This is a genomic window from Bacillus cereus group sp. BfR-BA-01331 (genome assembly GCF_022663915.1).
Lineage (GTDB): Bacteria > Bacillota > Bacilli > Bacillales > Bacillaceae_G > Bacillus_A > Bacillus_A mycoides.
In genome coordinates, this window is sequence record NZ_JAKUGJ010000023.1 from 55459 (window position 1) to 68756 (window position 13298).

The window sequence follows — 13298 nt, forward strand, 5'->3', positions numbered from 1 at the left end:
ATGTTAGGATATGCGCGGATTGCTACAATCGTCATGATTTGCTTAGTTTACGCAAATCATGTTTCACGTGAAACAGAAAATTTACAAATTTTTGTCGGTATTGCACTTTTTATTTATATTGTGAATCATATTTTGCTTGTAAAAGCAAAAGGGAGTAGGAAACTTGTTTTTTATACCTTGCTCACAAATGGTATTGTCACAGCGTTATTAGGGTTTTTATTTCCCGAGACATGTTTGTATTTAATTATATTTGGAATTGATGCGGTAGGATTATTTATTCATGATTGGCGTAAAAGGATGACTTATTTTTTTATCGCTTTTTTCTTTCTTTGTTGGTTTATAAATATACTACATACGTATCAACATACAGAGAGTCTGGAATTGGAGAGTAATGCAATTAACTTTATGTTTATCATTTTCAGTGCTTTAGCTGGAAACTTAATAAAAAAACTTACAGCTGCGCGGAAAATGGTAGATGAGCAATATGAGGAATTAGCATTATCCCATACAGCTTTAAAAGAAGCACATGAACAATTAAGGCTATATGCCAAAGAGGTAGAGGAATTGACGGCGGTTCGGGAGCGAAATGATATTGCCCGAGAAATTCATGATACCGTGGGTCATAATATGACAGCTTTGCTTGTGCAGTTGCAACTAGCGGAAGCGCTATGGAAGCAAAACTCAGATACGACAGAAACGGTTTTACATACATGTTATGAACTGGCTAGAAAGTCACTTCAAGAAGTAAGAGCTTCTGTTCATGCTTTAAAAGAGGAAAGCAAACTAGGAAACATAGTAGAAAATATGCGTGGAATGTTGAATGAATATTCTAAAATGACGAAAGTACAAGCATCTTTTCGATTGCAAGGAGATCCTGTTACAATTCCATTGTCGCTACATCCTACATTACTTCGTATTATGCAAGAGTCTTTAACAAATGCAAAACGTCACGGGAAAGCGAGTTTATGTGAAGTGAGTTTAACTTGTTCAATGAAACAAGTTAAACTCTGTATTTCGGATAATGGTGTGGGAGTCAACGAGGTAAGTCCAGGTTTTGGTTTACTTAATATGAAAGAACGTGTAGAGGAACATGGTGGAACTATTCAATTTGAGAGTGAGATAGAAAAAGGCTTCCAGTTACAGATTGAATTTCCGCTTCAGGAGAAAACATGGGTAATAGGGGGAACGGTATGATTCGCATTATGATTGTTGATGATCAATCACTCATTCGCGATGGTTTAGCGATGTTATTAAATTTACGTCCAGAACTTGAAGTAGTGGGAACGGCTACGGATGGAGACGAAGTGCTACAAAAAGTGAAAGAGCTACATCCTGAAATTATTTTGATGGATATTCGGATGCCTCGTATGAATGGTGTTGAAGGAACACGTTTAGTTAGAGAACAGTTCCCTCATATAAAGGTTCTTATGTTGACGACATTCAATGATAGTGAGCTTATTTTTGAAGCATTGGAGCAAGGAGCGAGTGGTTATTTATTGAAGGATATGGAGACAGATGCAATCGCGCAAGCAATTTTAACGGTGCATAGTGGCGGGGTTGTGCTTCCTCAGGATATAACAGCGCAAATTATAGAGGAATTAAAAAAGACGAAAGTGGCAGTAGAGTGTAACCCACCAGAACAACTAAAACAATTAACTGAGCGAGAAGTAGATGTTTTAAGAGCAATTGGACTGGGGTTAAATAATAAAGAGATTGCCGAAAAGCTATTTATTACCGAGGGAACTGTTAAGAATCATGTTTCTAATTTGATTAGTAAGCTAGAACTGAGAGATCGAACACAAGCTGCGATATACGCAGTAAGGTATGGCGTCACGATGTACACATGACTTTTGGCATATATAAGTGTGAAAAAGCAGCGGAATTTGCTGCTTTTTTATTTTGTATTTCTATCTTAAGGCTGATGGAGAAGAAAAGAAATTTTTCTACAATGAAAGTGTAGATGAATACAAAGGGGCTGAATCAATATGTTAGTCATAGATCATATTACGAAATCATTTGGCAAGAAGGAAATCGTAAAGAATGTTTCTTTTGAAGTGAAAAAAGGTGAAACATTTGGGTTGCTTGGACCAAATGGAGCGGGGAAATCAACGACGATATCAATGATTTGCGGGTTAATTCCATACGATAGTGGTGATATAAAAGTTGGTGGGAAATCTGTAAAAGAGTATCCATTAGAAGCGAAAAAGAAAATCGGTATTGTCCCGCAAGACATTGCGCTGTATCCGACACTTTCAGCAAAGGAAAATTTAATCTTCTGGGGAAAGATGTACGGTTTAAATGGAAAAGTTGCAAAAGAGCGGGCAGAGGAAGTGTTAGCTTACGTCGGTTTACAGGATCGGGGAAAAGATAAAATTGAAACATTTTCAGGTGGAATGAAAAGGCGTATTAATATTGGTGCAGCACTTATGCACGAACCAGAGTTATTAATTATGGATGAACCGACAGTCGGGATTGATCCGCAATCGAGAAATCATATTTTAGAGACTGTTAAAAAGTTAAATGAAAAAGGTATGACGGTCATTTATACGAGTCATTACATGGAAGAAGTTGAGTATTTATGTGAGCGAATTGCCATCGTTGATCATGGAAAGGTAATTGCACTAGGAACGAAAAGAGAGCTATGTAATCGTCTAACAGATGGGTTTATGGTGAAATTACAATTAAATCGCTACAGTACGGAACTGCTACAAAAGTTGAAGGCACTACCTGTTGTTGAGCGGATTATTTTTGACGAAGATAGTAGCACGATTGATATTGGACTAAATGGTGGCGAGGCAATTGGCATAGTTGTTTCAGAAGTTGTTGAAAACAAAGCTCAAATTTTAAAACTGGAAGTAAAAGAACCGAATTTAGAGGCACTTTTTTTACAATTAACAGGACGTTCACTTCGTGATTAAGGGGGTTAGTACGAGATGAGAAGTTTCATTATTGCATGGAAAGATTTAAAAATCCGTTTAATTGATCGGCGCGGATTTATGATGATGTTAATTATGCCACTTGTATTAACGGCCATTTTAGGTTCAGCATTAAGTAATGTATTTGAGAGTGGTGGACTACCGAAAACAGTAATTGGCTATTATCAAGAGGGAACGGATGAGTTTGCCGATGTCTTTCAAAAAGATGTATTGCAATCTAAAGAAATAAAAGATGATGTGAAAGTAAAGGTAGTTAATTCTCAGGAAGAGCTTGAAGATATGTTAAAGGGAAAGAAAATCGATGTAGGAATTGTCATCCCAAATAAATGGAGCGAACAAGTACAAGATGGAAAATTAAAAGAACCAAAGGTGCTTATAGACCCATCAAAAGATATACAAGCAAAAATTGCTGAGTCAATGATCCGCTCTTTTTCAGAACGTGTTCAAACAGTCGCAGTATCTACTAAAAGTGTTGTAACAGAATTAGCAAAATCTCAGCAGAGTGATGTAGCACAAGTTGCAAAAGAGGTAAGTGGAAGTCTACAGACGATAGCAACTGCAAGTGTGGGTAACATCCAAAAAGGAACGGTAGGCAAAAAAACAGTTGCAGCGATGCAATATTATGCAGCAGCAATGTTAGTCATGTTTTTACTATATAACATAACAGTAGGTGCAAAGTCAGTTGTAACAGAGCAACGAACTGAAACGTTGGCGCGTTTGTTCAGTACACCGACGAGCTCATTTTCAATTTTATTCGGGAAGTTTTTAGGTACATTACTATTTGCCTGTATACAATTTGGAATATTTATAGTTGCTACACACTTTATGTTTCATGTGGAATGGGGCGCAGATGTGTCTCAAATAGTAGTGTTGGGAATTTCTTATGCAATTTGTGTTTCTGGTTTATCTATGTTAATCGCCGCTTTTATTCGTGAGGAAAAAACGGCAGATTTAATGGGGGGAATCGGTATTCAAATACTAGCTATATTAGGAGGATCAATGTTACCGATTTACGTATTTCCCGATACACTTCAAACAGTTGCGAATATTGCTCCGAATAAATGGGCACTTACGAGCTTCTTAAATATTATGTCGGGAACATCTTGGGATGTGCTATTCCCTGTCATTTTAAGTTTATGTAGTGCAGGAATTATCTCCGTTATGATTGGAACGTTACGTTTACGTACGAGATAGGAGGGGAAATGATGAAGAAAGTTTGGGCGCTTTGTTGGCTAGAATTAAAACAAATTTTAATTAAGCCACAAAGTTATATACTCATGTTTGGAATGCCTATTATTTTTACACTCATTTTCGGTGGACTTTTAGGCGGAAGTGGGAATGAGAAAGTAAATGTTAGTTTAGTAGATAAAGATGGTTCTGTATTATCTGGCAAGTATTATGAGGAAATAAAGAAAAGTGATTTAATTTCTATAGAAAAGGTAACGTATAGGGAAGGGACACAGAGGATCGAAGATAAGAAATCATCTGGTATAATCATCATTCCGAAAGATTTTCAAAAGAGTATGCTAGATGGAAAAGTAGAAAATATCCAATTTCAAGCCAGTGCTGATTTTACGGGTGGAACTTCTGTAGAGCAAGTATTAGCAAGTGCATTAAAAAAGATGGAGATAGAAGTTAGTGCAGCAAGAGATTTTGAGAAGAAAAGTAACACTTCGTGGGAAACGATGTATGAAACAATTTATACAAAAATAGATCCTGTTTCGATTCAAAAAGAATTGATTTTACACGATGATCAAAAGTTAAATAACGTTACAGGGCGAGCGGCAGGTTTTTCAATTCTATTCGTCATGATTGTCATGTTAAGTGCGACGGGAACCATTTTGAAAGCTAGACAACTTGGTGTTTGGTCTCGTTTATTAGGGGCACCAGTTTCAAAAATTCAAATACTAGCAGGATATATCCTTTCCTTCTTTTTAATAGGGTGGATTCAATTTGGTGTTTTAATGATATTAACGCATTCATTATTTGATGTGCAGTGGGGAAATTTATTAGGGGTTATTACACTCGTTTCAGTATTGCTATTAGCGGTTATTGGTCTAGCTTTATTATTGGCAAGTATCGTGAAAACAACAGAACAGCAGTCCGCACTAGGGAATATCGTTGTAATTTCAACGTGTATGATTAGTGGTCTTTATTGGCCAATTGAAATTGAGCCTTCATGGATGCAAGCGGCGGCAAATTTTGTTCCGCAAACGTGGGCGATGCGTGGCTTTACTGAGTTAATTGTAAGGGGAGGTACATTAGCAGATATAGGAGTATATATTGGTATACTCATTTTATTTGCAGGAGTATTTTTCGTAATTGGTTTAACAAGAATACGTTATGACTGAAAAAAGAAAGCAGAGTTACAGCTTTACGCGCTGAACTCTGCTTTCTTTTTGTGTGGTATCTTCCCTTGTTGAAATTATAATAGCGATCCCGAGCATAATAAAAAAAGCTAAAAAGAGGACGAACTTTGGGAAGAAAGGGAATAGTAATAACGCCCCGACTATCATGATTGTTAATAGCACATAGTGCAGGACATATTGGAATAGGTTGTCCATATTTTCGCCCCCTTCTTGGTAGTTAATTGTTATTATTCTATGCGGGACTATTAGGTAATAGAATGAATTTTTTGCTAAGTTTATTTAAATTAAAGATTGATCAATAATTTCGAAAGAATTCTCAAAATATTTATATAGAAATAATTGACAAAATATACTGAAAGATATAAGCTAATAACCATAAAGTCTACCGGAAAGGTCGGAATAAGATTGTTACCCCTCAAAAACATCTTTTTTTACGTTTAAAACCGACTTTTCCGATCGGCTATGAAATGTTGCTGTGGGAGGCATACATTAGGCAAGCAGTTCATAAGGTGTAATTATTAAAAAAAAGTTAGGGTGGGGACAATGAAGAAAAAGACAAAAAAATGGGCTGGTGTATTTTCGGTATTACTGAGTAGTTCGCTTGTGTTATCTGCTTGTGGGGGACAGGAGGATACGGCTTCTACAGAACCAGTGCAAAAACAGGATTTAAAAGACTCTAAGATTGAAACAATTCCAGCTACAGATAAGAAGAAAAGCCCAGAAAAAGCAAATCAGCGCAAGGATACTTTTATCACGGCTATTTCTAAGCCAGGAGGCGTTTTCTTACCATATTTCCAAGAGAATGGTTGGGATGGAAACGTAACGTCTGTTATTTTTGCATCACTAGTAACAACAGACAAACAAGGTAAACCTACTCCAGACCTTGCAGAAAAATGGGATATTTCTGCTGATCAGTTAACATATACATTCCATTTACGTAAAGATTTAAAGTTTAGTGATGGTTCACCTTTAACAGCGGATGACGTAGCATTCACATTAACACTACTCCATGATAAAGCATATGAAGGTGGGGTGGATATTGCTCAGTATGCCATTAAAGGTGGGAAAGAATATAAAGAAGGAAAAGCAACTTCTATTGAAGGAGTTCAAGTTGTTAATCCACAAACAATTAAAATTATAACTGAAAAAGTTAATTCTCAGGCACTAACTGCTTTAGGTGGGTCAGTGTTATCAAAAGCTTATTATGGAAAAGAATATAAACAAAATACAAGTTTAGACTATTTAAAAGCGTTGTATGGGCAACCAATTGCTGCGGGACCATATAAATTTGAGAAATATGTTCCAGGTCAAGAAGTTCGCTTTGTTGCCAATGAACATTATTATGCAGGAAAACCGAAAATCAAAAACTTTATTTACAAAATAACATCAGGCGATACTGGATTCCAATTATTCCAAACAGGTGAACTGGATTATAGTGGATTTAGAGCAAATCCTGAAAATATAGAACAATTAAAAGGATTAGGTTTTGCGAATATTAATCTCGAGTCTTCTAGTGATATCGCTTATATTTATGTGAATAATAAGAAGCCATATTTGAAAGATAAGAAAGTCCGCCAAGCACTTATTTATGGGTTAGATCGTAAGAAGTATGTTGATACAGCTTTACAAGGATATGGTTCTGTTGCTAACGTACCAATTGCTCCAGTTTCGTGGGCATATACGGAAGAAGGAATTAATAAATATCCATACGACGTAGAAAAGGCTAAAAAATTATTGGATGAAGCTGGTTGGAAAGTAGGTTCTGACGGGGTTCGTGAAAAAGATGGTCAAAAATTAAAATTAACATACTACGCATCAAATACAGGAAAAACAAATGATATCTTTATTCCAATTGCAAAAGAAAGCTACAAAGCAATCGGTGTTGAAATAAATCCAGAGCTAATGGACTTTAATACGATGCTTTCAAAAGTGGGAAAAGGTGACTATGATTTAGCAGCGGTTTCAACACCAGGAATTAGTGATCCAAGTGAAGTGGTAAGTGACTACTTATCAACTAACCCAAAAAGTGATACAGGTTATAGTAATCCGAAAGTTGATGAATTAATTGTAAAAGGCATAGAGACGACAGATATTGAAAAACGTAAAGCAGTTTATAAAGAACTGTATAAAGAGTTAAGCGATGATCCACCGGTTATTTTACTAAACTATCGTAAACTACTTTACGCTCACAATGCACGTATACAAGGCATCAATCCAGAAAAATATGATGGTATTAGTTCTAACTTACCAGTGCTATCAGTTGAAAAATAAAGATTAACTGAAATAATAGAAGACATTTTTTCATACAGCAAGGAATAAACGCTGCTTTGAAAAAATGTTCTTCTATTTTTAAGTAAATAGGATTGGGGAGACAAAAGGTGAAAACATACATCATTCGTAGGTTTCTACAAATGATTCCTACATTGTTTGGTACGTCCATTATTATCTTTTTCTTATTTGCACTCTTGCCAGGTGATTATATTGATTCTAATCCAAAGTTAACACCAGAGAGAGCTCAAGAATTAAGGGAACTGTATGGTTTAAATAAGCCGATTATTGAAAGATACTTTCACTGGCTAGGTAACGCACTGCACGGTGATTTTGGCTTCTCATTACAATATCAAGAACCAGTAACATCATTACTTAATAAGTTCATTTGGAATACATTTATTGTTGCAGTTGCAGCTTTATTTTTCACTTGGATTATTGCTCTTATAATTGGTGTTGTTTCAGCAACAAAACAGCATTCATGGTTTGATAGACTTGTAACAATTGGTGTTTTTGCTGCAATGTCATTCCCATCATTTTTTATAGGATTGTTCTTAATTAAATTATTGGCAGTTGATTTAAATTTATTACCAATTGGCGGCATGATTGATATTGGAAGTAATTCGACAGGTATCACATACATATTGGAAGTATTACGTCATATGATTCTGCCTGTATTTATTTTAACGCTTCTCGGTGTAGGGTCATTAACACGATATTTTAGAACAGGTATGTTGGATGTTGTAAGACAAGACTATATTCGTACTGCACGTGCAAAAGGGTTGAAAGAAAGAAAAGTTATTTATAAGCATGCATTGAAAAATGCAATTTTACCAGCGATTACTTTACTTGCGTTTGAATTACCAGGCTTATTTTCTGGCGCAATTATTATTGAACAAATCTTTAACTGGCCAGGGATTGGAAGTATTCAATTAGAAGCATTGAACTTTCGTGATTATACAGTATTAATGGCATTTACGATGTTTCTTTCTTGTTTAACAATTATGGCGAACTTTTTTGCAGATATTGTATATGGGCTTGTTGATCCACGAATTCGACTGAAGTAAGGGGGGGAAGATATGGAGACTATTACAACAATAAAGAAAAAGAAAGAACCGAAAAAAAGAAACGAATCATCACCATGGCGTCAAGCCTATAAAAAAATAAAGCAAAATAAGTTGGCATTGTTTGGTTTATACATTTTAATATTTATGTTTTTATTTAGTTTCATTGGTCCAATCTTTTCACCATATGCTTCGGGGACAGTACAAGTAACGCAAATCAATAAACCACCTAACCTTTCACATTGGCTCGGAACAGACCAATTAGGACGGGACATTTTAACTAGGCTTATGCAAGCAGGACGTATTTCATTAACAATCGGTTTAGCATCGATGTTACTATCTGTTATACTCGGTGCTCTGTTAGGAGCCATTGCTGGTTTTTATCGTGGCATTGTAGACCATCTAATTATGCGTATTGCAGATGTGTTAATGTCCATTCCAGGATTACCGCTGCTTATTATAATGGGGGCAATTTTATCAGAATGGAAACTACCATCAGAATATCGGTTATATGTCGTAATGATTATTTTAAGTTTAGTAGGATGGCCAGGACTTGCACGCCTCGTACGAGGTCAAATTTTAACGCTGCGGGAGCAAGCATTTATGCAGGCAGCGGACGTCTTGGGATTAAAAGATTCTCGTAAAATTCTCCATCATTTAATTCCAAACGTTTTTCCAATATTAATTGTTGTAGCGACGTTAGGTGTGGCAGGATCTATTTTAAGTGAATCTGCACTAAGCTACCTAGGTCTTGGTGTTGTTCCGCCTACACCATCGTGGGGAAATATGATTAGCGCAGCAAACTCATTAATCGATTTTCAAAAGCGTCCGTGGTTATGGATCCCGCCTGGTTTTGCAATCTTTATAACAGTTGTATCAATTAATATACTTGGCGATGCACTTCGTGATGCATTAGATCCAAAGATGAAGCGGTAGGTGAGAAAGCATGAGTAGAGCAGTAGTAGAGCTAAAGGATTTACAAACACACTTTCAGACGGAAGAAGGCACAGTAAAGGCTGTCAATCATGTTAGCTTTTCAGTTCGAGAAGGTGAAACAGTTTGTGTAGTAGGCGAATCAGGTTGCGGGAAAAGTGTAACGGCTTTATCTATTATGGGACTTATTGCTGAATCTGGCGGCATCGTTGGTGGTGATATTCTTTATGAAGGAAAAAGTCTTTTAGGAATGAAAGAGAAAGAACTTCGTAGTTTAAGAGGAAATGATATCGCGATGATTTTCCAGGAACCGATGACATCGCTTAATCCGGTCTTTACTGTTGGAGAGCAAATTGTTGAGACGTTAAGAGAGCATGAGCTACTTAGCAAAAATGAAGCATACAAAAAAGCAATTGAATTAATTCGTAAAGTTGGTATTGCTCGTGCTGATGAAATTGTCCATTCTTATCCGCACGAATTAAGCGGTGGCATGTTACAACGTATTATGATTGCTATTGCACTTAGTTGTAATCCAAAGTTATTAATTGCAGATGAACCGACAACAGCTCTGGACGTTACGATTCAAGCGCAAATATTAGATTTACTAAGGCAAGTAAAAGAGGAATTTAAAACATCGATTTTATTAATTACACATGATCTAGGTGTTGTAGCAGAAATGGCCGATTATGTTGTCGTTATGTATGGTGGGAAAGTTATTGAAGAGGCACCGGTACTAGAGATATTTCAAAATCCGAAACATCCATATACGCAAGGGCTACTAAAATCAAAACCAGTAATGGGGAAACGAACAGATAAACTTTATTCTATTCCAGGGCAAGTTCCAAATTTAGTTGGCTTAGATGAGTTTTGCTACTTTAGTGGCCGCTGTGAACATTGCATGGAAATATGCAAAAATGAAGCGCCAAATCTTAATGTGCATGACGAGGATCATAAAGTAGCTTGTTGGTTATATGAGGAGTGTGCTGGGCAATGAGTGAACCATTATTAGAAGTGAAGAACTTAAAAACGTATTTTCCGATTAAGGGCGGCGTATTTAGTAGAACGATTGGACATGTGAAAGCGGTAGATGGGGTAAGCTTTACAATTGATAAAGGAGAAGTGTTTGGCCTTGTAGGAGAGTCTGGAAGTGGGAAGACGACGATAGGGAAAACAATTCTCCGTCTCGTTCAAAAAACAGAAGGTGAAGTGAAGTTTAAAGGTCAAGATGTTCATGCTTTATCAAAAGAGGAGCTGAGAAAGCACCGTCCTAATATGCAGCTCGTGTTCCAAGATCCATTTAGCTCATTAAATCCTAGAATGAGAATTGGAGAAGCACTTGGTGAGCCAATGTTGGCTCACGGACTAGCGACGAAAGAAAATGTCCGTGAAAAGGTGATAGAAGTATTGGAGTTATGTGGTTTAGCGCCGTATCATATTGACCGGTACCCTCATGAGTTTTCCGGTGGGCAACGTCAGCGTATCGTTATTGCAAGGGCAATGGTATTAGATCCAGAATTTATTGTGGCTGATGAGCCTGTTGCGGCATTAGATGTATCTATTCAAGCGCAAATCATTAATTTGTTTAGTGAATTACAGGAGAAAAAGGGATTATCCTATTTATTCATTTCACATGATTTAAGTGTTGTGGAGCACTTATGTACGAAAATTGGAATTATGTATTTAGGAACTATTGTGGAAACAGCACCACGTGATGAGTTATTTGCAAATCCGCTTCATCCATATACAAAAGCATTGTTATCAGCAGTGCCAATACCGGATCCAACGGTTAAGCGAGAACGGATTATTTTAGAAGGGGATATTCCAAGTCCTGCAAATCCACCATCAGGTTGCCGTTTTCATACACGTTGCCCCGTTGCTACAGATATTTGTAAAACGAATGTACCAGAATTCCGTAATGTGGGCGAAAATCATTTTGTTGCTTGTCACCATGTGTAAAAAAAGGACTCTTTCAAAAAGTGAAAGAGTCCTTTTTTTTACACCGCATTAACGGGCAGTAAGACTCCCACCTGAAAATTCGACGCATGCGGGGAAGTTAGGTGGGAGATTAACTGCCCGTAAAAGCCCGATTGGTTCAACTAATAATCAGAGGAACCCCACCTCTGATTAAAGTTTCACTTTATTTACTAGATGAAGTTTGTTTCAATACAAATTGCTCAATTGCATGAGCAACACCGTTTTCATTATTTGTTAATGTAACAACGTCACATAATTTTTTTACGTCTTCTTCAGCATTTCCCATTGCAACTGATAAGCCGGCTACTTGTAGCATTGGCACATCATTAAAGTTGTCACCGATTGCAACAGTATCTTCAATTGGTATATTGAAATAAGCTGCCATTTCTTGTAGGCCGTTCCCTTTATGACCATGCTTATCCATAATTTCTACATTAGTAGGGGCTGATGCGGTAACTGAAATATCCGTATCTTCTTGTAAAGTTTGCAATAGCTGCGAACGATGAGCAGCATTAAATGTCAAAATAAAGAATTTAGATATTTCTAATTCTGGATTATTTACAACATCTTCGATTTTTTGGAAATCAGTAATTAAGTTTGATTTCTTTTGTTTTTCTGTAATTCTTTCAAGTTCCTCAAGTGTAACATCTAGTGTATGCTTGTTTTCTTCGAATGCCTGCATAACTTGATCTTGCCATGTATAAGGAGAGTAAACCCCTTTATTTGTGTACAACTTATATGGAAAACCTTCAGATTCTAGTAACTTTGCAAGCTTGTATACTTTATCATTTTGTAAACAACGCGAGTTAATTACTTTTCCATCCACATAAACAATTGCCCCATTGCTTGCTCCAACTGGAAGAGCTAGTTTATATTCTTCCAATAATTTTAAAGCGTCCTCTTTCGCGCGGCCAGAACAAATCATTACAATATGACCAGCTTCTTTTGCGGTTTGGATAGCTTGTAAGTTTTCTTTGGAGATTTCAAGATTAGATGATAGTAGTGTACCATCCATATCTAGTGCGATTAATTTCAAAATGACCACCTCTTTGTTTCCATTATACATAGTTATATAGAGGAAACATATAAACTTATCTTGGAAAGATAGTATTTTATCCCGCATTAATTTCTAGTAAAAGTGCGATTGGTGAGGGGGAATAATTAGTAGGGAATGGAACTCTCGTTGATTAAAGTTTCACTTTGGTTTTTAACAAAATAGAGATGAATAATATTATATTTCGCTTTATGACCTTAATGTTACACTAGTGTTACAAATGTAATTGTAGTAGAAAACGCATTAAAACAAGGTTTTTGAGTGTTTATTTAAAAAAACGTAAAAAAAGTGTAATAAAATTTACGTAATTATATTGCAACGTAATAATAGTTATGTTACATTAATGTTACAAACGTTACGTAATTAATTTCAATGTAACGTTAACATGAAAACTATGAACTAAACATTTCTTAGAAATTACATATAGATAACTTACAAAAAAGGAGAATGAATGATATGAACAACGAGCAAGTATTAAACGTAACAAAAGGTGACTTCTTAGGATCAGCAAGCGGAGCGGTAGTATTAACAGCATTAATCGTATTTCTATCAAGCGTATTAGTATAATAGAAGTTTTGTAACAAAAATAAGAGAAGGGAGAATGAAAATTATGAACAACGAGCAAGTATTAAACGTAACAAAAGGTGACTTCTTAGGATCAGCAAGCGGAGCGGTAGTATTAACAGCATTAATCGTATTT

Annotated in this window: 14 protein-coding genes; 12 read left to right on the forward strand and 2 right to left on the reverse strand. The window is 36.2% G+C overall.

What is annotated here, in order from left to right; translation table 11 throughout:
* The 5 genes from MR155_RS25785 (at window position 1) to MR155_RS25805 (ending at window position 5287) form a co-directional block, all read left to right on the forward strand.
* Window positions 1-1194 (forward strand): sensor histidine kinase, encoded by a 1194-nt coding sequence (locus MR155_RS25785; RefSeq protein ID WP_078185466.1) that lies wholly within the window; start codon window positions 1-3, stop codon window positions 1192-1194.
* Window positions 1191-1847, forward strand: a complete 657-nt coding sequence (locus MR155_RS25790) for a response regulator (RefSeq protein ID WP_242311470.1) — start codon at window positions 1191-1193, stop codon at window positions 1845-1847. Before MR155_RS25785 ends, MR155_RS25790 begins: the two co-directional genes overlap by 4 nt.
* 138 nt (window positions 1848-1985) lie before the next feature.
* On the forward strand, window positions 1986-2918 hold the full coding sequence (locus tag MR155_RS25795; protein ID WP_000960163.1) for an ABC transporter ATP-binding protein: 933 nt from the start codon (window positions 1986-1988) through the stop codon (window positions 2916-2918).
* Window positions 2919-2933: 15 nt separating this feature from the next.
* Complete coding sequence (locus tag MR155_RS25800; RefSeq protein ID WP_219300616.1) at window positions 2934-4130, forward strand: ABC transporter permease; 1197 nt, start codon at window positions 2934-2936, stop codon at window positions 4128-4130.
* An 11-nt stretch (window positions 4131-4141) separates the two neighbouring features.
* Window positions 4142-5287, forward strand: coding sequence for an ABC transporter permease (locus tag MR155_RS25805; RefSeq protein ID WP_242311471.1), 1146 nt, complete (start codon window positions 4142-4144; stop codon window positions 5285-5287).
* A 15-nt stretch (window positions 5288-5302) separates the two neighbouring features.
* Here MR155_RS25805 and MR155_RS25810 read toward each other — a convergent pair whose 3' ends face one another.
* Window positions 5303-5500, reverse strand: coding sequence for a hypothetical protein (locus MR155_RS25810; protein WP_000369259.1), 198 nt, complete (start codon window positions 5498-5500; stop codon window positions 5303-5305).
* Window positions 5501-5848: 348 nt separating this feature from the next.
* Between MR155_RS25810 and MR155_RS25815 the strand changes: the two genes are divergently transcribed.
* From MR155_RS25815 to MR155_RS25835, 5 genes are all read left to right on the forward strand, one after another.
* Window positions 5849-7576, forward strand: coding sequence for an ABC transporter substrate-binding protein (locus MR155_RS25815; RefSeq protein WP_219300612.1), 1728 nt, complete (start codon window positions 5849-5851; stop codon window positions 7574-7576).
* A gap of 107 nt (window positions 7577-7683) precedes the next feature.
* Window positions 7684-8640: an ABC transporter permease gene (locus MR155_RS25820; protein ID WP_061689743.1), complete on the forward strand. Its 957-nt coding sequence runs from the start codon at window positions 7684-7686 to the stop codon at window positions 8638-8640.
* 12 nt (window positions 8641-8652) lie between these two features.
* Window positions 8653-9573, forward strand: coding sequence for an oligopeptide ABC transporter permease (opp4C, locus tag MR155_RS25825; RefSeq protein ID WP_242311472.1), 921 nt, complete (start codon window positions 8653-8655; stop codon window positions 9571-9573).
* Between the two features lie 10 nt (window positions 9574-9583).
* Window positions 9584-10564, forward strand: a complete 981-nt coding sequence (locus MR155_RS25830) for an ABC transporter ATP-binding protein (protein ID WP_242311473.1) — start codon at window positions 9584-9586, stop codon at window positions 10562-10564.
* Window positions 10561-11526, forward strand: a complete 966-nt coding sequence (locus tag MR155_RS25835; RefSeq protein WP_219300608.1) for an ABC transporter ATP-binding protein — start codon at window positions 10561-10563, stop codon at window positions 11524-11526. Before MR155_RS25830 ends, MR155_RS25835 begins: the two co-directional genes overlap by 4 nt.
* A 181-nt stretch (window positions 11527-11707) precedes the next feature.
* On the opposite strand, the gene MR155_RS25840 is transcribed toward MR155_RS25835, so the two are convergent.
* Window positions 11708-12580 (reverse strand): Cof-type HAD-IIB family hydrolase, encoded by an 873-nt coding sequence (locus MR155_RS25840; protein WP_219300606.1) that lies wholly within the window; start codon window positions 12578-12580, stop codon window positions 11708-11710.
* A gap of 465 nt (window positions 12581-13045) precedes the next feature.
* Between MR155_RS25840 and MR155_RS25845 the strand changes: the two genes are divergently transcribed.
* Together MR155_RS25845 and MR155_RS25850 are read left to right on the forward strand one after the other, a co-directional pair.
* Window positions 13046-13165, forward strand: a complete 120-nt coding sequence (locus MR155_RS25845; RefSeq protein WP_002009865.1) for a DUF3948 family protein — start codon at window positions 13046-13048, stop codon at window positions 13163-13165.
* 43 nt (window positions 13166-13208) lie between these two features.
* A partial coding sequence (locus MR155_RS25850; RefSeq protein ID WP_396027184.1) for a DUF3948 family protein occupies window positions 13209-13298 on the forward strand: 90 nt, incomplete at its 3' end.

Excerpts from the sequence above, each read along its gene's own strand:
- MR155_RS25785 (WP_078185466.1), top strand. The coding sequence starts at position 1 with ATGTTAGGATATGCGCGGATTGCTACAATCGTCATGATTTGCTTAGTT.
- MR155_RS25790 (WP_242311470.1), top strand. The coding sequence starts at position 1,191 with ATGATTCGCATTATGATTGTTGATGATCAATCACTCATTCGCGATGGT.
- MR155_RS25795 (WP_000960163.1), top strand. The coding sequence starts at position 1,986 with ATGTTAGTCATAGATCATATTACGAAATCATTTGGCAAGAAGGAAATC.
- MR155_RS25800 (WP_219300616.1), top strand. The coding sequence starts at position 2,934 with ATGAGAAGTTTCATTATTGCATGGAAAGATTTAAAAATCCGTTTAATT.
- MR155_RS25805 (WP_242311471.1), top strand. The coding sequence starts at position 4,142 with ATGAAGAAAGTTTGGGCGCTTTGTTGGCTAGAATTAAAACAAATTTTA.
- MR155_RS25810 (WP_000369259.1), bottom strand. The coding sequence starts at position 5,500 with ATGGACAACCTATTCCAATATGTCCTGCACTATGTGCTATTAACAATC.
- MR155_RS25815 (WP_219300612.1), top strand. The coding sequence starts at position 5,849 with ATGAAGAAAAAGACAAAAAAATGGGCTGGTGTATTTTCGGTATTACTG.
- opp4C (WP_242311472.1), top strand. The coding sequence starts at position 8,653 with ATGGAGACTATTACAACAATAAAGAAAAAGAAAGAACCGAAAAAAAGA.
- MR155_RS25830 (WP_242311473.1), top strand. The coding sequence starts at position 9,584 with ATGAGTAGAGCAGTAGTAGAGCTAAAGGATTTACAAACACACTTTCAG.
- MR155_RS25835 (WP_219300608.1), top strand. The coding sequence starts at position 10,561 with ATGAGTGAACCATTATTAGAAGTGAAGAACTTAAAAACGTATTTTCCG.
- MR155_RS25845 (WP_002009865.1), top strand. The coding sequence starts at position 13,046 with ATGAATGATATGAACAACGAGCAAGTATTAAACGTAACAAAAGGTGAC.